Annotated in this window: 18 protein-coding genes; 1 reads left to right on the top strand and 17 read right to left on the bottom strand. The window is 46.2% G+C overall.

Annotated elements, in window-relative coordinates:
• Positions 1 to 23 precede the first annotated feature (23 nt).
• The 3 genes from FKN93_RS06190 to FKN93_RS06180 all read right to left on the bottom strand — a co-directional run bounded on the left by FKN93_RS06190 (position 24) and on the right by FKN93_RS06180 (position 2,211).
• On the bottom strand, positions 24 to 1,253 hold the full coding sequence (locus tag FKN93_RS06190; protein ID WP_170904703.1) for an ammonium transporter: 1,230 nt from the start codon (positions 1,251 to 1,253) through the stop codon (positions 24 to 26).
• A gap of 26 nt (positions 1,254 to 1,279) precedes the next feature.
• The gene (gene glnK / locus FKN93_RS06185; protein WP_004394213.1) at positions 1,280 to 1,618 is read right to left on the bottom strand and encodes a P-II family nitrogen regulator; all 339 of its coding nucleotides are present in this window, start codon (positions 1,616 to 1,618) and stop codon (positions 1,280 to 1,282) included.
• Positions 1,619 to 1,824: 206 nt separating this feature from the next.
• Positions 1,825 to 2,211, bottom strand: a complete 387-nt coding sequence (locus FKN93_RS06180; protein ID WP_170904702.1) for a YacL family protein — start codon at positions 2,209 to 2,211, stop codon at positions 1,825 to 1,827.
• Positions 2,212 to 2,351: 140 nt separating this feature from the next.
• On the opposite strand from FKN93_RS06180, the gene FKN93_RS06175 reads away from it, so the two are divergent.
• On the top strand, positions 2,352 to 3,497 hold the full coding sequence (locus FKN93_RS06175) for a glycerate kinase (RefSeq protein WP_170904701.1): 1,146 nt from the start codon (positions 2,352 to 2,354) through the stop codon (positions 3,495 to 3,497).
• A 125-nt stretch (positions 3,498 to 3,622) separates the two neighbouring features.
• On the opposite strand, the gene FKN93_RS06170 is transcribed toward FKN93_RS06175, so the two are convergent.
• The 14 genes from FKN93_RS06170 to acnB form a co-directional block, all read right to left on the bottom strand.
• Positions 3,623 to 5,818 carry a TonB-dependent receptor gene (locus FKN93_RS06170; protein WP_170904700.1) on the bottom strand — a complete coding sequence of 732 codons (2,196 nt, stop codon included), beginning with the start codon at positions 5,816 to 5,818 and terminating at the stop codon, positions 3,623 to 3,625.
• A gap of 291 nt (positions 5,819 to 6,109) precedes the next feature.
• The gene (locus tag FKN93_RS06165; RefSeq protein ID WP_170904699.1) at positions 6,110 to 7,504 is read right to left on the bottom strand and encodes a sensor histidine kinase; all 1,395 of its coding nucleotides are present in this window, start codon (positions 7,502 to 7,504) and stop codon (positions 6,110 to 6,112) included.
• Positions 7,494 to 8,177 (bottom strand): response regulator transcription factor, encoded by a 684-nt coding sequence (locus tag FKN93_RS06160; protein ID WP_170904698.1) that lies wholly within the window; start codon positions 8,175 to 8,177, stop codon positions 7,494 to 7,496. Before FKN93_RS06160 ends, FKN93_RS06165 begins: the two co-directional genes overlap by 11 nt.
• An 88-nt stretch (positions 8,178 to 8,265) precedes the next feature.
• Positions 8,266 to 9,159 (bottom strand): metal ABC transporter, encoded by an 894-nt coding sequence (locus tag FKN93_RS06155; RefSeq protein ID WP_170904697.1) that lies wholly within the window; start codon positions 9,157 to 9,159, stop codon positions 8,266 to 8,268.
• Between the two features lie 4 nt (positions 9,160 to 9,163).
• Positions 9,164 to 10,042: a metal ABC transporter permease gene (locus FKN93_RS06150; protein ID WP_072671400.1), complete on the bottom strand. Its 879-nt coding sequence runs from the start codon at positions 10,040 to 10,042 to the stop codon at positions 9,164 to 9,166.
• Positions 10,042 to 10,809, bottom strand: a complete 768-nt coding sequence (locus FKN93_RS06145; RefSeq protein ID WP_170904722.1) for a metal ABC transporter ATP-binding protein — start codon at positions 10,807 to 10,809, stop codon at positions 10,042 to 10,044. Before FKN93_RS06145 ends, FKN93_RS06150 begins: the two co-directional genes overlap by 1 nt.
• The gene (locus tag FKN93_RS06140) at positions 10,809 to 11,741 is read right to left on the bottom strand and encodes a zinc ABC transporter substrate-binding protein (protein WP_249374155.1); all 933 of its coding nucleotides are present in this window, start codon (positions 11,739 to 11,741) and stop codon (positions 10,809 to 10,811) included. The genes FKN93_RS06145 and FKN93_RS06140 overlap by 1 nt, the downstream gene beginning before the upstream one ends.
• Before the next feature lie 16 nt (positions 11,742 to 11,757).
• Positions 11,758 to 12,351 carry a hypothetical protein gene (locus FKN93_RS06135; protein ID WP_004394223.1) on the bottom strand — a complete coding sequence of 198 codons (594 nt, stop codon included), beginning with the start codon at positions 12,349 to 12,351 and terminating at the stop codon, positions 11,758 to 11,760.
• On the bottom strand, positions 12,335 to 12,637 hold the full coding sequence (locus FKN93_RS06130) for a hypothetical protein (protein WP_170904696.1): 303 nt from the start codon (positions 12,635 to 12,637) through the stop codon (positions 12,335 to 12,337). Before FKN93_RS06130 ends, FKN93_RS06135 begins: the two co-directional genes overlap by 17 nt.
• 10 nt (positions 12,638 to 12,647) lie before the next feature.
• On the bottom strand, positions 12,648 to 13,469 hold the full coding sequence (locus FKN93_RS06125; protein ID WP_040903864.1) for a DUF4198 domain-containing protein: 822 nt from the start codon (positions 13,467 to 13,469) through the stop codon (positions 12,648 to 12,650).
• A gap of 81 nt (positions 13,470 to 13,550) precedes the next feature.
• On the bottom strand, positions 13,551 to 14,063 hold the full coding sequence (locus tag FKN93_RS06120) for a DUF2271 domain-containing protein (RefSeq protein WP_040903805.1): 513 nt from the start codon (positions 14,061 to 14,063) through the stop codon (positions 13,551 to 13,553).
• An 84-nt stretch (positions 14,064 to 14,147) separates the two neighbouring features.
• Positions 14,148 to 14,774 carry a PepSY-associated TM helix domain-containing protein gene (locus FKN93_RS06115; protein WP_004394227.1) on the bottom strand — a complete coding sequence of 209 codons (627 nt, stop codon included), beginning with the start codon at positions 14,772 to 14,774 and terminating at the stop codon, positions 14,148 to 14,150.
• Between the two features lie 182 nt (positions 14,775 to 14,956).
• Complete coding sequence (locus FKN93_RS06110) at positions 14,957 to 16,288, bottom strand: IS4 family transposase (protein ID WP_170904695.1); 1,332 nt, start codon at positions 16,286 to 16,288, stop codon at positions 14,957 to 14,959.
• Between the two features lie 140 nt (positions 16,289 to 16,428).
• Complete coding sequence (gene acnB / locus FKN93_RS06105; protein WP_170904694.1) at positions 16,429 to 19,026, bottom strand: bifunctional aconitate hydratase 2/2-methylisocitrate dehydratase; 2,598 nt, start codon at positions 19,024 to 19,026, stop codon at positions 16,429 to 16,431.
• Between the last annotated feature and the right edge of the window lie 102 nt (positions 19,027 to 19,128).

Raw genomic sequence — 19,128 nt, 5'->3', positions numbered from 1 at the left:
GGATGATTAACGATTCAATATCGCTATTTTAGAGTGACAAATTCAGGGTAAGCATCAACGCCGCAGTCATGAATGTCCATGCCTTGCATTTCTTCTTCTTCAGTGACTCGAATACCAATCGTCGCTTTGAGAATCGCCCACACCACTAAGCTAGCCGTAAACACCCAAGCAAAAATCACCGCAGCACCGAATAACTGAGCCGTTAATGTCGCCTCAGGGTTACTTAAAGGCACCACCAGCAAACCAAACAAACCACACACACCGTGTACTGAGATGGCACCGACTGGATCATCAATTTTGAGTTTATCCAAACCGACAATACTGAACACCACAATCACTCCAGCCACTGCGCCAATCGCCACCGAATAGAGAGGCGATGGTGACAGAGGATCGGCGGTGATCGCCACTAAACCCGCTAATGCACCATTAAGGATCATCGTCAGATCAGCTTTACCCCAAGTAGTTTTGCATACCAGTAGCGCTGCAATCGCTCCCGCTGCCGCTGCCGCATTAGTGTTTAAGAACACTTGCGCTACTGAGGTGGCATTCTCAAAATCGGAGATCATTAATTGTGAGCCACCGTTAAAGCCAAACCAACCAAACCATAGAATAAAGGTCCCCAAGGTTGCTAACGGCATGTTTGAACCAGGGATCGGGAAGATTTGGCCATTTTTACCATACTTACCTTTACGAGCACCGAGCAAGAGCACACCCGCTAAAGCCGCAGAGGCTCCCGCCATATGCACAATTCCTGAACCAGCAAAATCACTGTATCCTGCCGCATCCAAAAAGCCGCCACCCCATGTCCAGTAACCTGAAACCGGATAAATAAATGCCGTTAACACTAAGGCAAAAATCAAAAATGCCCACAGCTTCATTCGCTCAGCCACGGCGCCAGAGACCACTGACATCGCGGTAGCCACAAACACCACTTGGAAAAAGAAATCCGCTTGCAAAGCAAAATCAGCACCTTCTTCTTGGCTACCAATTAAACCACCCAGTGAAGGAAATAAACCACCTTCAGCATTATCAACATACATAATGTGATAGCCGACGATCAAAAACGTTGTACAAGCTATCGCATATAAAACAAAGTTTTTGGTTAAAATTTCGGTGGTGTTCTTAGAGCGAACTAAACCCGCTTCTAACATGGCAAATCCAGCCGCCATCCACATCACTAATGCGCCAGAAATTAATAAAAAGAACGTATCCAGTGCATAGCGCAGCTCAGTTACTGTCAGTGACAATTCCATAGTCATATTCTCCAATCCATTGAATGTTAAAGCGCTTCACTGTCGGTTTCGCCAGTACGAATGCGAACCGCGTGGCTTAAATCATAAACAAAAATCTTGCCATCACCGATTTTCCCGGTGTGCGCTGCTTTAATGATCGCCTCAAGAACGCGATCAACATTATCAGCTTGAGTGGCAATTTCTAATTTCACCTTAGGTAAAAAATCCACTTGGTATTCAGCACCGCGGTATAACTCAGTGTGCCCTTTTTGGCGTCCAAAACCTTTAACTTCAGTCACCGTCATCCCTTCAATGCCAACATCCGCTAAAGCCTCACGTACATCATCGAGCTTAAAAGGTTTAATTATCGCGTTAATCAGTTTCATCGTATCCTCTCAATCGCAGTCATCCATTTCCTACTCATACAATCCAAGGTACGTGCCAACTTTTTAACGTATTGTTTATAAATATTATTTACTTAAAATTAGTGCTTAAAATATGCAAAACGCACCATAAAGGTGCGTAAATTCCCACTATTGAAGCAACCGCTTCACGTTTCACTGATGTTGTGCAACGTATTGTTAGCCTCGACCTAACCGAGCGAAGTCGGCCGATAGCGAATAAATTCACACCACTGATCAATCATCAAGATAAAATCATCCAAACCACAGCTCGCTGTGCTTTCACAATCATAAAAATCAAAGTCACTCTCGATGTCTAACTCATCCTCATGAGACAACACATTGGCTTGCACAGTCACTTCATCGGCTAGGATCATCAAACTAATTTCACGCCCTTCTAAGATATGCTCTTGGTTCGGCGCTTGCTGGGCTTGATGAATGGCTTGTAACACTTGATCGACTTTTTGACGGTCATGACTGATCTCTTCTTGCAACCAGCGGCCAATGATTTCGTGGCCCATTGAAAATGCGCAGTAATAACTGCCATCAAGGGTATTTTTTTTAAATTCGTAGTCCATCAGGTTCTCTGCCATTAATGCTTGGGGATAAATAGAATCTTGTTATTATCGATGATTATCGACACTAAAGAAACTCAACGGTCTCCTTGCTCAGCGATGGTTTACTCTAATCAACGGCCTCAGCCCCATAAGGTGTAATAATGAAAATTGTCATTGCTCCTGATTCATACAAAGAAAGCCTAACTGCGATGGAAGTAGCTACCGCGATTGAAAATGGATTTAAACAAGTCTTCCCTAACGCCAAGTACCTAAAATTACCCATGGCCGATGGTGGAGAAGGCACGGTTCAATCCCTAGTTGACGCGACCGGTGGATCCATTTTTATGGCCACAGTCACCGCCCCTTTAGGTGAACAGATTGAAGGTTTCTACGGATTAATGGGCGATGGTAAAACGGCTATCATAGAGATGGCGGCCGCATCTGGTTTGCACCTTGTGGCACCAGAGCTGCGCAACCCAATGAAAACCACCAGCTATGGCACCGGTGAGTTGATCAAAGCCGCACTTGATCACGGGGTTGAGCAGATCATCATTGGTATTGGCGGCAGCGCGACTAACGATGGCGGTTTAGGCATGGCGCAAGCATTAGGGGTTAAAATGCTGGATGCACAAGGCGATGAGCTAGGTTTTGGTGGTGAAGAACTGGCTAAGCTGGCTCGCATTGATACCTCTGCTATCGACCCACGCTTAGCTAAAATCACGCTACAAGTGGCTTGTGATGTGAATAATCCTTTATGCGGTAAACAAGGGGCAACGCAGATATTTGGCCCACAAAAAGGCGCAACACCAGAGATGGTTGCGCAGCTTGATGCCAACCTTGCCCATTACGCACATATCATCAAAACGCAACTGGCAATCGATGTCAAAGATATCCCTGGCGCAGGCGCGGCGGGAGGTTTAGGAGCAGCGCTGATTGGTCTGCTTGGTGCAAGCCTACGTCCCGGCATTGAGATTGTCATGGAAGCCGTCAATCTAAGTGATATGGTCAAAGATGCCGATTTAGTGATTACTGGCGAAGGGTGCATTGATAGCCAGACTATTTATGGCAAAACGCCCATCGGGGTGGCACGGACTGCAAAACGTTTTTCGGTTCCGGTAATTGGCATTGCGGGGAGTTTGTCTGCCGATTGCGGCATTGTGCATCAGCATGGGATGGATGCGGTATTCAGCGTAGTACCAGGTTGCGTTGACTTAGCGACCGCTTTTGCCGAGGCGGCGCAAAATATCGAGCTCACTGCACGCAATGTGGCGGCAGTATTGCGTTTGTCTCGCGCGGATCAATCTTAATCGTCGTTAGCCAATGACGATTAAGATTACACCAAGCAGCATGATGTCATGCTGCTTAATAAAAATGCCAGTGATCGTCAGATCACTGGCATTGTCTATTCACGACTTATCACTCAACACGAGACTTAGAAAGTATAGTTAGCCGAAATCCATAAGCGGCGTCCTTCTAAAATCGCACCTTTGGTCGATTGTTGAAGATGACTGTATTGACTTGCGTAGTAGGTATCACCGTCATACTCATAAGCGGTGAACTTACGAAAATCTTGGTTAAATAAGTTATAAATTGTCGCGTTGACACTGAAGTTTTTATTGATCCGATAAGCACCACCCAGATCAAACAGGGTATACGCTTTAATATCACCTACCGCATCGTACATCGCCTTATTAGCGGCTGAGAGATCTTCCACTAAACCATTAAAGCGACGACTTTCGCCACGATAATTCACCGCTAACCAAACATTCGCTTGCTCAGTCGCAGCCCAGTTCACTTTCGCACTGGCTTTGTGTTTTGGTGTATCACTCAGCTCGCCAGCAACCTTGCCTTTTTCCTTAATTTCCGTTTCGGTAAAGGTGTAGTTCATCGAGAAATTCACGGTGTCGAGCAATGGCATCGCAAAGGCAAATTCAACACCACGACTGTAAGCTTCATCAACGTTAGTTTGTTGGCTAAAGGTATCTTGAGCCCAGTTATCACCATAACTCACGCAGCCAGGACGGTTCGGATTGGTCGATGAGAAACAGTTGTATAATGGCGTACCCGTTGAGATTTTATCATCAAACTGGTTATGGAATAGCGTTACATTGGTAGTAATGCCTTGTTCACCATTGTAGTAAAAACCAATCTCGGTAGTGCGAGTAGTCTCTGGTTTTAGATCCGGAGAACCGATGGTAATTTGTGTCCCTTGCCCAGTAATCCCATTAATGCCACTGTGCAACGCATTCACTTGTGGCGCTTTATAACCGGTGCTCACACCACCTTTGACTGTCATGGTTGGGCTAAGGCTGTACACCGCATAGGCACGAGGACTAAAGTGGCTACCAAAAGCATCATGATGATCGTAACGTCCACCTAAAGTCAGGCTTAAAGCATCTGTGATTAACCATTCATCTTCGGCAAACAATGACCATGTAGTTTGTTCAAAATCTTCACTAGACATCCCATCTATCATAGAAGCATTCCAATATTGTGCTCCCACAGTCAGGTAATGATCATCACCGATGGTCGTATTGAGTTTGGTATCCAACACAATATTGGTGGTTTCTAATTCGCGCTTATCTTTGACATTCTTACCTGGGATACCACTCGGACGATTTGGATTCCCCGGAATGGTGCGACCAATGGTCTCAGAAACGTTATACATGACACTCGATTCCCATACCCCTAAATCTACTTGAGAAGTATGACCGAGTGCAAACTGACGGTTTTCATAGCGTAACTCGTCAGCATAACCGCGCCAATTGGTTGCAGTATCATTGTTGCTCAGTTTACGATTTTCTGGAGTACCGTTATCGTAATTCTGACGCGATAAGTCCATATCGAACCATAAGTTATGATCGTCTATCGCAATGTAATCAAAACGAGTACCAAAGGTATAGTTTTCATTATCGACTTTGCTTTGCCCACGGGCGTCTAGCTCGCGACCATCTGCTCCCTGCGCAGTCAGATTGGATTCATTACGTTTATAAAAACTACCGCGAACGGCTAGACCTAGCGTATCCGCGATCAGCGGACCACTGGTATGCAAACTGGTTTTATGAGTATCACCAAATTCACGCTCTTGCTGCCAAGTATAATCTTGGGTGATCGATGTATTCCAAGTGTCGGTTACTTTACGGGTGATGATATTGATAACCCCGCCCATCGCATCTGAGCCGTAGAGCGTTGACATCGGGCCACGGACAATTTCAATTCGCTCAATAGCATTAACCGGCGGCATAACCCCACCAGACATCTCACCAAAGCCATTTGGCGTGATATTTCCCGCGACATTTTGTCTGCGACCATCAATCAAAATCAGCGTATATTCAGACGGCATACCACGGATACTGATGTTCAAACCACCGGTTTTTCCAGTATTACCAAAAACATCAATCCCTTCTTGATCTTGTAGCGCTTCAGCAAGATTAGCAAAACGCTTCATTTCCAGATCAGCCCGCGAGATCACACTGATGGTAGCGGGAGCATGAGTCAATTTCTTTTCAAAACCAGAAGCGGTGACGACCATTACTTCATCCGCTTTACTTTCCACTTGGGCCAACACAGGCAAATGACACAGCGAGGCAATCGCCACCGCTAAGCTCGTTTTACGAGTTAACAACATGGTTCTATTCCTTTATCTTTATTGCATAATGCCCATTGTTTGGTCCAAGGAGGCGCTCAACAGCGATAACGATGGAGGCACTCACCATGATTGCCGTATAACGACAGCTTCACGTGGGTTGGAAATAAATGGGCTTGAACTATCACTGGAAGGAATCTAACTAATAATAATTATCAATTGTATTTACTTTACATTCTTTACACTGATAAAGGGAACTTTTCTCAACATCCTAATCGAAAATGATATTGCCCCCTCTCAATTGGATAATGTTCTGAGAAATAAAGTAAATCGTTAATCGTGACGGTGGCTTAACTCAGAGGGAAGGTAGATAGGAAAGCTCAGCGTAACGACTAAGCCGTGATTATTTTCAGCACTGACATGGCCATGCATTTTCTCAACCGATTGCTGAACAATCGACAAACCTAATCCATAACCATGACGAGAAGATAGTGTCGACATCGTTTGATAAAAAGGACGAAAAATCGCCTCTAATTGCTCACTCTCCACCCCAGGACCATCATCCATCACGATGATTTTCACTTGCCGATCCTGCTTTTTCGTCATCACCGTAATGCAACACTGCTCACCCGCGTACTTAGTCGCATTAGTCAATAAGTTATCCAATATACTGCCGAGTAACACTCGATCGCCCCGTATCCATTCATCTTGTCCACTCGGCACAAATCGCAGTTGCTGAGTGGGTTGTAAATGTGGACGAAACTGCTCGGTTTGCTGACTTAAATACGCCTGCACATCCAATGGTTGTAAGACCACATCACAATGAAGACTGCGCAACCGACTGAGCTCGAGGATTTTCTCAATCATTGAATCCATTAACTGAGCTTCTTGTTCAGCGCGCACTAACCATTGAGTGCGATCTTGGGCAACATCAGTATGGCTGGCTAAATGCAGAGCTAAGGCTTGCCGAGTCAGCGGTGTTTTTAACTCATGAGATAAGGTACGAACCAATTTTCGCTGCTCTTCAATCAATCCTTGGATCTGCTCGGCCATGTTATCGAAATCAGCCGCCAGTTGTTGAAACTCCCACGGACTATGACCTATCGACTGTGAGACACGCGTTTCCGTGATCCCCTGAGCAACCGCACGACTAGCAGACTGTAAACGTCCCAATGGTCTTTGCAATTGACGACTTAATACCCATGAGATCAAGGTTAAAATTAATAGGCTGAGCAACAGATTCGTTGACCAAAGATAATAGCCCGCTCGCGATGCAGGATGTTGCTGCCATGGTAACTGGACCATCAGCGAATATCCATCGCTCATCGGCACAATGATCATCGGTTTCGAGACTCGAGTTCCCATCGGCTCGGTGAGCTGACGAGCGTTACGCATTTTCATCTGCACATGAGGGTGAATATCTCGCCCACTGACGACATGATTAGTACTGTCTATCACGTACAATAAATAAGGCTGAGACATTTCCCATTGCGCTAACGCCTCTGCACCGAGCTGGCGCTGTTGATTGGCGCTGGCACTTAACTGTTGTAATTCTCGTTGGACTTTATTAGGTAGGGTTAAAAAACGCTCGTAGAGCACCATCTCTACGGCAGTAAAAGAGAGAAAAATCAACAACACACTGAGCGCTAAACTGGCAAAAAGACGCACCACCAATCGCTGGCAAATATGGTTTCCAGAAAAAAGACACCATTGTCTTTTATTGAACATGGGCACTGGCAAATTGATATCCCACGCCTCGCGCGGTACGAATGGTGGATTTTGGCCATCCAGCTTGCGATAGCTTACGACGTATATTACTGATATGCATATCTAAATTACGATCAAACGGACACAACTCTCGTTTTAACACTTGATGCTGGAGCTCAGATTTGGAGATCACTTGCTGCGGATGAGCCGCCAGATAAGTCACTAAATCGAGTTCGGTTTGGGTGAACGGCAGCCGACGTAAGGTATCAATATGCGCTGACAGTTGCCCTGAAAAATTCAGTGCAAAATGATGGGTATGACGCTGTTTCTCTAATGCAACTCGACGTAGTGTCGCTTTGATCAAAGTGAGTAATTTCGGAATACTGAACGGTTTGGTTAAATAGTGATCCGCTCCGGCTTCATAGCCATCGATTTTTGCCGCTTCGTCCGCAAAAGCACTGATCATGACAATCGGGGTCGAAAAACGCTGGCAGATGCGCCGTGCCGCCTGCAATCCATTGAGTTTAGGCATCATCACATCGAGTAACACCAGATCAAAGGGATGGCTGACGAGCTGAGTTAACGCTTGCTCGCCATCATGGGCACAGATGACTTGATAGCCTTCATTCACCAACACGGATTCGAGCAGTTGGCACATCATCGGATCATCATCAGCAATTAGAATGGTCGGCATGAGCTTAATAATAACAAATAGGAATTGTTATTATTCTATTTATTATTAACTCAAATACAAGCACAACAGCCGATAGCCTTCATACGAGTTAATCTAAATCAATTTGCCAGCGCTGCCAGGGATGTTCAACATCAAATCCTTGCCCTAAACGGCTTAACGGATCGATCACAATATAGCGTGAAAACTCTCCCAATAAGGCCTTTAACGCAGGACTCGGCGGACGAGTCGTCAACAACCAGACATCGGGGAAGTTCTGTAGCCACTGTTGTAACAGCCTCTGATCTTGTTCATTCCATTCTAACTCTGGCTTAAATTGCTGCCCTTGGATTGATAAACTGTAGCCCGCAGCAAAATCGAGCAGTGCTTCATCCAACAACACCACACTTTCGACCTCATGATTAAACAATCGAGCTTGATTGGCAAAAAGCTGCTGCTGTAGTTCACGCGCCACGCGCTGCTGATTCGCTTGAATAGCCGCTTGTTGCGAGCTGAATATTTGCTGTAAATCGAGGCTAATATTATTCAGCATGGTGGTTAAATTGAGTGGATTGAGCCACACATACGGCGAGATCTGTCCTTGTCCATCTCGTAATGATGAAACCGCTGGCGCTCTTGGCGTTAAGGCTTGCGCAGCATCAATGGGCACCAGATGAATATTGTATTGACGCACCTGAGGATAAATCGGGTCTTGCGGCCAAATGGAGCGGATAGTCACGACTGCTGTCGCTTCTCTGGCGTACTTGGCCACTTTTTGCTGCTCGCTATCAAACCAGCTTTGGTGACGCTGTAAACTAAAACGAGGCGATGGCAGATAGACAACCTCTATTGGCGTCTGAGCAACCAGCTGCTTGGTTAACCAATAGGTGACCGGCAGAGAAGTTAATACACGGTCTTGAGCTTGTGCTGATAGAGACACCAGCAGCAATGAACTACACAATAGCAACCACAATTGGGTCATGATGGTTCGGCAGTGAGGGTACATAACATTATCCATTCGGTCTTAATACTCGCCATAAGGTGGCGCTGATAAAAAACAGGGTTGAGAGTAAAATAATCGCCGCCCCAGAAGGTAAAGGCCATTGATAAACAACCGGTAAAATGGTCCCGCCAATGCAAGCTAAGGTCGCTAAGCAAGCCGATAGCATCACAAAGCTGGCATTATTGCGAGTTAATAGACGCGCCGTCGCGCCGGGGATCAGCAGCAGGGCGCCAACTAAAATTGCGCCAATCACTTTGACCGAAACTATCGTCACTAGGGTTATCATGATGACAAACAGGTAGTCATAACCGTTGACCAGATAGCCGCGGACTTTCGCGATATCTGGGCTTAAACAAGCCAGTAAGATACGGTTATAACTGAGCAGCAGTACTAACATGATCAAGCTACACACCAGAACCAGCAACACAATATCTTGCCGAGTGACGGTTAAAATCGATCCAAACAACACGTTTTCTAATAAATGAATATTGATTTTACGCGCTACGTACATCAGTAGCGCTGCGCCCAATGCCAAGGCCGCGGAGAGAAATACTCCCACTAAAGTATCGTAAGGTACTTGGGTGCGATTGCGCACATAATGCAGCAGTAAGGCAAAAATCAAGCAGAAGCTGAACAAACCAATCATCGGCGATTCGGGACTTTCACCTAATAAAATACCGATAGCAATTCCCGTAATCGCTGCATGGCCCACCGCTTCGGAGAAAAATGCCAAGCGTTTCGCTATCACTAAAGTCCCCAACCCACCAAGCAAAGGGCCTAAAATTACCGCAGCAATTAACGCATTGAGCATAAAAGCGTAGGCAAAGCTTTCCGCTAACCAACCACGTTCAACTCCGGTGATCAGCCATTGTTGTAATGTTTCCATTAAGCCGCTCGCTCTTGTTTGGACGCCAAATGCCCATGCTGACTGTAGTGCTCAAAAAGTCGCTCAATATTATCAGGGTGCAAGACTTGTGCGACCGGTCCCGAGGCGACCAATTGACGATTGATGACATGGACTTGGCCAGGTGTAGTTTGTAAGATACGCCGAACCGCGCCAATATCATGGTGTACCGCTAATACCGTCACACCTTCGGCCACTAAATCCGCAATCAGTTGCTCTAAGTACTGTACGCCTTGCTCATCCATCCCGGTTGTCGGTTCATCCAAAATCAGCAGCTCTGGCTTATCGAGTAGCGCCTGAGCAAACATCACCCGTTGCAATTCACCGCCTGATAATTGACCAAGACGTAAATGAGCACGACTCGCCATACCAACCCGCTGTAGACTATTCAAAACCTGCTCGCGATTCGTTCGCTTGTAAGGTGATAGCGCTTGTAAAAACAGCGGTAACCGGCTGACATTGAGCAGCATAAAATCCATCACACTGATCGGTAAACTTGATTCAAACAAAGCTTTTTGAGGCACATAACCCATTTGCTGCTTAGCGCCAGTAGGCCACTCAAGAGCAATACTGCCCTGAAAAGGGGTTAAGCCCATAATCGAACGCAGTAAAGAGGTTTTCCCTCCGCCATTCGGCCCCATGATGATATGGCATTGGCCAGCGGCAAACGCATGATCAAACGGCATTAAAACCTGTTGATTGGCGTAACCTAAACTCAGTTGGCTAAGATGAATTGCCGGTCCCAGCATCATTGAGCTTGCTCGCTCATCTGATTGGCATAATGAATGGCTTGCACTAACGTTTTCGTGTTGTCTTGCATCTCTTTGATCACTTTATCGGCCGTAAAAGGACCATGAGTCATGTGTGAAAACCGGTATAACTTGACGCCGGTTTCGCGCTCAATGGTATCGACAAAACGATTCGGCATTTCTAGTTCATAAAACAGCACATTAATCCCAGACTGGCGGATTTTATTGATCGTATCTTGTAGCTGGCTGGCACTCGGCTCAACCCCGTGGGCAGGCTCAATCACCGCACTGACTTCAATCCCAAATTCTTGCAGTAAATAGTTATAGGCGTTATGAGTGGTTGCCACTTTTAAAGCTTGAACATTGGCATCGATTAATTGTTGCATCGCCGCTTGCTTCATTTGACGCATTTGGCGAGCAAATTGCCGCGCATTGGCGAGATAAAATTCACCATTATCCGGGTCAAGCTGAGCCAAAGCCTGAGCAATGGTATAGACCTTTTGAATCGAGGTTGCGATACCCACAAAAGTATGGGGATTTTTGGCACCATCGCCAACACTCGCGCCCATTGCGGCCAATAAGGGCACTTGTTGATTAGCGTAAATAACTTGAAGATCGGAACGCTGAGCAGCAGCAAGCACTTTCATCGCATAATCATCATGACCGATGCCATTGACCACCAAAACATCCATCTGCTGTAAACGCAGTAAATCCCCCGGTTGCGGTTGATAATTGTGTGGGTTAAAGCCTGCATCAACCAGTGGCAAAATGGTCGCTCTATCTTGGACAATCGTGGCAACATAACTGTAGTAAGGGTGTAGCGTGATACCGATGGTCAATTTATCAGATCCTGCCACCGCGTGACTGGCAAACAGTAAGGAGATCGTTAACAGCGTTCTATGAAAGACTGCTCTAATCTGGCTTGATAACATAACGATTTTTCTCTTATTAATGCGATAGTGAGGCAGACAGCGGCCAACGCTTCCACCCAGCTTGAATCCATGATGAATCAGTAAGTGCTAACCAATCTGATAACTCTCCCACAATTGGCTGAGTAAAAAACCAGACTTGCGCGTCAGCATCAGGGCCTTGGGGGTACCAGATCAAAACATGCCCAACTTGACTAGGGTCTTGCGCCAATCCTAAATAGCCTTGAGCAACCTGCTGCCATTGATGTTCACCCAAATAATGCCAGCTACTATCACGCACAAAAGGCGCAATACCCTCTTCTGCCAGCCATTGCACCGAGGGCCACTGATGCTCTAGATGGTGAAAGAAATGCAGCTCTTGTTCAGCAAGGCTTAGCTCAATCAACAGACTTTTTTGCTTTTCATTGAGATCCTGGGCACGCAGCTCAAAGGATAACGGCGTCGTCGGTGGTGTGACTTCAACGAGTCTGCCACGCAACAACAGTGCCGAGACCAGTAGGATCAACAGCATGCTGCCGAGTACCCACCATGTCTCTTGACTGCCCTTATCCGCCTTGACCTGAACGCGCACCGTCGACGGCGTTGATGAGTGAGAATTAAAGTTCAACGCCATCAATCTCAACAGGCGCTTCATGGCCAGGATCAAACACAATGTAATAGTCACCGTTTGGGATAGTAAACGTCACCTCAGAACGTTGATCGGTTTTTCCAATTTCAATCAGTACATCGTCATAATCAAACATACGTACCGTTTCATTGATGGCCGGACTACTGTCGCTGTATCCCGCTTGGCACAAGATGTGATCGGCCTGTTTTTGGCACTCCATGACTGGAAAATGAGCCCAACTCAACCCACTCAATAAACCACTCGTCATCACAAGCCATTGTTGCCACTTCATTGCATACCTCTTATTTTAAAACCGCTTCAAAAGTTAAATGGATGGAAGAACGCGCTTGTTCAGCAAGTGGATTATCGTCTAAAGGACCGCTAAAACCAGCAATCAATAAATAGCGACCCGCCTGATGTGGCGTGAATTGAATTTTGCCATCCTTATCGCTAGTCAGAATCACCGCTTCTTGTTGATTACGGTACAAAGTGCCATCTTGACGAATTTCTGCTTCTACACCAGCTTGGGGCTGTCCATTAAAGAAAAACTGCAAAATCGCGGTTTCGCCTTCGACAATGTCGGCTGGATGAGTCACAGGAACCAACTCTAAGAATTTCTTTTCTAATTCAAAAACTTGTCTAGATGGTTGATTCACCGTCACGTAAGCTTCAGTACGGTTAAACACCAAAACGCTTTGCACATTCTGCGCTCCTTCAGGCAACACTGCATCACGCTCTGCGGCATTGGCAGCAATACGTCGTGGCGTTTGACGAGCTCCGATGGTGTAAGTGGTCATATAAAATGGCTGACCCGTAAGGCTGATTTTATGGGTGCCCGGTTCAGAGAAAAAGAAGTCGAAGCTCGACTTACGCTTATGCTTAGCCACAAACGCAAAGCGCTCGCGCTGACCACTTGGCGTGATCACCACGCCAGAATCTAATCCTAACGGCTTATCGAAGACAAAAGTTCCGTGTGACGCGCTGGCGTCAGTGGTGATCCAATCACCGTCTTGTGAAGAGACCGTAAACTCACTCGGTAACACCCAACGAGGATGGGCGACCACTGCCGCTGACGCTAAGGCCGCAACCGCTAATAAACCGGTAGAAAATACGCGATACAACATCATTTATTCATTCCTATGTAGTGCTCTTAGTTGAAGAGCCGTCATACTATTAACGACTATCCTTGGATTAAATGGCGATCATTAAGGTTGATAACGTAGCCTGATCACGCCCGTTTCATAAGTAGCATCGAGTTGATACTGCTCAGGCTGAGCATGCAACGTCATTGCTTGTCGCACTACGTCTCGGCCACCGTGCTCACGAACCACTTCGGCATAAAACAGGTAGTCCCCTTGCGCTAATGGCTGACCTTGGTCATCTAAACCATCCCATTGCAAACGGTATTGTCCCGCCGGACGAGTCGCGGATGTCACCGCATCGATCAATGCCCGATCGTAACGGCCCACTTGTCGCCACCAGCGACGAATATCTTTAAGCCAAGTATCTTCTTTTTGCCATAAGGCAACCGTACGCACAGGCTGACCTTGAGCGTCTTCTATCCAAATCGCAACATAAGGTCTGGCGTACATTCCAACGTCCAGTTTTGGTAGTTCAAACTCAATATCCAGCTTACCCAAAGGCGCGGCGAATACATTAACGCTCAGTACACTGAGTCCCAATAACCAAACGTAAAGCCGTCCTCGCTGTTTCTTCATGATCTACCGTCCACAAAAATATCCATAATAACTATCAATCTAAAATAACCATCAATCTAAAATGACTGAGCGCATCAGCAGCCTTTAAGGCACCGCCAGCCAATAAATAACAAATGTGATTAACGTACCAAGGCTGCACCAACGTATGGCATAACGCAGTGTGCTTTTCTTTGGCAGTAATAGGGCAAGACCCGATAAGATAAACACCAGCATCAAGAGTGATGAGACATCAATCACCCACTTCCACCACTCACCACTATGACGCCCTTTATGGAGATCATTGAATTTAGCTACCCAGCCATAATCACTGATATCGAGCTCCGCTTCTCTAGAGACCAAATCGATAAACAACGCGGCGCTGTAGCCGGGAGCGGTAAAGCTCGCACTCGCTTCACCTTCTTGTAAGACACCATTGTCTGAATCTAGATAGATATCGAGTCGCGACATCTGGCCACGGATTGGCGTATGCTGAGCAAGAAATTGGCGTAATTCCGGTTCATTGATGGCAACTTTGCTTTCAACAAACAATAAATGATGAGGAATAGTGACTCGCCATTCGGATGTCTTAGCTTGAGCTGCCACAAACAGTTCCGGCCGATTAAGCGTTATCCCCGTAACAGCAAAAAACAGCATTAGCCCTAATACCGCCATAGAGACATAAATGTGTAAACGGCGAGCCCAAAGCTGAAAAGTACGGTGCTTATAAAACATGACTGATCTATTAAAGAATAAAACTGCCAGAAAGCTACATGATAAGCAGTCTCATTTTTATTCAATTTACAATATTTACATATCAAGTCATTTATAGAAAGGAAACTGGCCAGCAGCATACCAACCGTTAAGTTTGGCCTAAAGGGCGATAAAAAAAGAGCCACCGCAATGGTTAACTCCTATCACTTAACGTGTTTGGAGCGAACAGGGTAGCGAGTTTTACTCATACGAACGGTCCTGGATTTGGGCCGTTTTTTTCGTTCTGGCAGAATGTAACGCTTTACTCGCTCTCGCATTGCCCTCAGCTTTTTAGGGATTGAGCCGGGTGAGGCTATCGCACACCACATCAGTTCATCTTGGATATCTCGAAGTGCCATCATAAAGCTTATCCGAAGAGGTGATACCTTGGCTTCTTTCGCAATGCGGCTGATTTCTAAGCGAACCAGATTGTAAGCAATCAGTATTCCCCATACCTCTTGTTCTATCCCTTCTACAGACTGGCTTCGGAGAAGAAGTTCATCCTCTAGCATGTCGTGCTTTATCTCTCCATAACTGCTCTCAATTTCCCAACGTTCGAAGTAAACATCCAACAGGGATTGAAGGTCATATTGGCTATCTGTTAAAGAAGTGAGTACGCCTTTTATATGGGTAGGTTGCTCTGATTCAGGATATAAGGCCAATCTCGCTTGCCATTTCTCTGGGAGAGTTGGGTCTTGCTTGCGCGCATGTTGTGAAACATCCATTTCGACAATTAAATCTCGTCCCTCCTTGTCTAGTTTCCTAATGACCTCATACTGTGTATTCGATTTTATTGGGGTCATCCAGTGACTAGAGCCGTGTTGACGCTGCCAGTTAATCATTAGCTCGGCACTTAAATAACATCGGTCAAAAATTGTGAGGGAGTTAGGCATTGTTGATGAGATTAACTGTTTAGCGTAGCTCACTTCTCCGGTTGAACTAGGGCCAAAAGCGACATCATGGAGTAAGCGGCTGCGAAGAGAACAAAGCGCGCATAGCCGAACAATAGGGTATTCGGTGTGACGATTTTTACTGTGCTTTACGTACTGATAATGCTCTGCAAGCGCCTCGGTATCATGGGTTCTAAATTGAGTTCCATCAACTGAAAACAGTCTTAAACCAAACCATTTATCCTCACTATCTTCGGACTGAGTCCAGTGTTGAGCAGTCATAGTAAATAGCGCTTTTAGTGGCTCTGCCGTGAGACGTTTTCTGGCTTGAGGAATGGCACTTGGCGCAATGGATTCACCTAAAGAGCTGGACAGTTTTAAGTCTAACTTGTCCAAAACGTCAGTAATCGGTCTGTCGCGATATAAGCCAATACCCACTAGCAGCCACACGACCAACTCAGCAGGTAGCTTTCGTCTTCTCATGCTGGCTTTATTCGTTTCATCAAGTGCTTGATTTATCCATTCCAATGGAAGCTCTTTTTGAAAAAGCGCAAGTGAATCAGGAGAAGCGAAGTCATCAACATCAATAAGCCAGTGAGCCAACATAAAAAATACCCTCAAACATGAAATGCTTGAGGGTATTTTCAACCAATCACAGGATCGTTCAACTGATCATTTGCTTAACTGATCGGTGTTAACCGCAATGGTGGCTCTTGATTGATCATATTAACTTAAGACACGTTACATCATACTGCTTGCTGAATAATCACCGTATCTGCCTTTTTAGTGTAATGAGGCATTAAGTGGAAGTTCAAATAGCGATAAGTATCCGCTGCCGTTGCATCAATCTGTTTCGCGTAATCCAAATACTCGGTCATGGTCGGAATACGACCTAATATGGCCCCCACCGCAGATAACTCCGCGGAAGCCAAATAAACATTAGCGCCAGTACCTAAACGGTTCGGGAAGTTACGAGTTGAAGTGGACATCACCGTCGATTTATCAGCGACTCGCGCTTGATTACCCATACACAATGAACATCCCGGTGTTTCAATTCGCACGCCAGCGCGACCAAAAATACCATAATAGCCTTCAGCGGTGAGCTGATCGCGGTCCATTTTAGTCGGAGGCGCGACCCACAAACGAGTATCCAGTTGGCCGTTGTATTTCTCCAGCAATTTACCCGCCGCTCGGAAATGGCCGATATTAGTCATACAAGAACCAATGAAGACTTCGTCAATTGGGGTTCCCGCACAATCAGACAACAAACGAGCATCATCAGGATCGTTAGGCGCACATAGAATCGGCTCTTTAATATCGGCTAAATCAATCTCTATCACATGAGCATATTCTGCATCGCTATCCGCCTCCATCAGCTCTGGATTCGCTAACCACTCTTCCATCGCTTTAATCCGGCGCTCAATCGTCCGGCGATCGCCATATCCTTCAGCAATCATCCACTTAAGCATGGTGATATTCGAGTTTAGATACTCGGCAATTGAAGCTTGTGATAGCTTAACCGTACAACCGGCTGCAGAGCGCTCAGCAGACGCATCAGACAGTTCGAAGGCCTGCTCAACCGTTAAGTGCTCAACCCCTTCAATTTCTAACACACGGCCGGAAAACTCGTTGATCTTGCCCGCTTTCTCTACCGTGAGTAAGCCTTGCTTGATACCAAAATAAGGAATCGCATGAACCAGATCGCGTAATGTGATACCAGGTTGCATTTCACCTTTAAAACGGACCAAAATCGATTCTGGCATATCCAATGGCATGACACCCGTTGCCGCCGCAAACGCCACTAAACCTGAGCCAGCAGGGAAAGAAATACCCAATGGGAAACGAGTATGAGAGTCTCCCCCCGTTCCGACCGTATCTGGCAGCAGCATACGGTTCAACCAAGAGTGAATAACACCATCTCCCGGACGCAATGAAACGCCGCCACGATTCATAATAAAATCAGGCAGGGTATGGTGCGTATTAACATCGACCGGTTTCGGGTAAGCGGAAGTGTGACAAAAAGACTGCATCACTAAATCGGCAGAAAAGCCCAAACAAGCCAAATCTTTCAGCTCATCACGAGTCATCGGCCCAGTAGTATCTTGTGAGCCAACCGTGGTCATGCGAGGTTCACAATACGTTCCAGGTCTAATCCCTTTTACGCCACACGCCTTGCCAACCATTTTCTGTGCCAAAGTGAAGCCTTTGTTACTTTCAGCCACAGGCACAGGACGGCGGAACACCGTTGACGGCTCCAAACCTAGAGACTCACGCGCTTTATCGGTTAATCCTCGGCCGATAATCAATGGAATACGACCACCAGCACGTACTTCATCAATCAAAACGTCCGTTTTTAGTTTAAAGGTAGCGAGTACTTCACCCGTTTGGTGATTGCAGACTTTGCCTTCATATGGATAAACGTCAATCACGTCACCCATATGCAGTTTGGAGACATCCACTTCGATTGGTAAAGCGCCCGCATCTTCCATGGTATTAAAGAAAATAGGCGCAATTTTACCACCAAGTACATAACCACCAGCGCGTTTATTGGGCACAAAAGGAATATCATCGCCCATGAACCACAACACTGAGTTAGTCGCTGATTTACGAGAAGATCCCGTTCCAACCACATCACCAACGTAAACCAACTGGTGGCCTTTTTCTTTCAGTGCTTCGATTTGGCTGATCGGCCCGATACTACCCGGTTTGTCTGGCTGAATACCTTCGCGCTCATTTTTCAGCATCGCTAAAGCATGAACCGGGATATCCGGACGAGACCACGCATCTGGCGCGGGAGATAAATCATCGGTATTGGTTTCACCGGTGACTTTAAAGACGGTTAAGGTGATTTTTTCAGCTAAGGCTGGCTTGGATAAAAACCAATCGGCCTCCGCCCAAGATTGCATGACTTGCTGAGCAAAGGTATTGCCTTTTTGTGCTTTTTCTTCCACATCATAGAAAGCATCAAACATCAATAAGGTATGTGAAAGCGCCTTAACGGCTATCGGAGCAAGTGCGTTATCGTCTAATAAAGACACCAGTGGTTCAATATTATAACCACCCTGCATGGTGCCAAGCAGTTGCGCTGCTTTTTCACAGCTAACGAGAGGAGACGAAACCTCACCTTTAGTGATCGCGGTTAAGAAACCAGCTTTAACGTAGGCCGCTTCATCAACACCAGGAGGAATTCGATTTTCAAGTAAATCCAGGATGAAGGCATCTTCACCTTGGGGGGGATTTTTTAATAACTCAACAAGTCCAGAAACTTGCTCAGCGTCTAAAGGTTTGGGTACAACTCCTTCAGCGGCACGCTCTGCGACGTGTTTACGGTAGGCTTCAAGCACGACTTTTTCCTCTCATTGCGGTTCACCCCAGTTATTATTAAAAGGTGAGTGAACATCCTTGGAAACTTGGCTCTCCATTGCTCATGTTTTCATTCAAATATG

The sequence above is a fragment of the Vibrio sp. A8-1 genome (assembly GCF_013048685.1).
GTDB classification, from domain to species: Bacteria; Pseudomonadota; Gammaproteobacteria; order Enterobacterales; family Vibrionaceae; genus Vibrio; species Vibrio metschnikovii.
The sequence above is the reverse complement of the archived record's forward strand: the minus strand, read 5'-3'. Positions and strand labels throughout refer to the sequence as shown.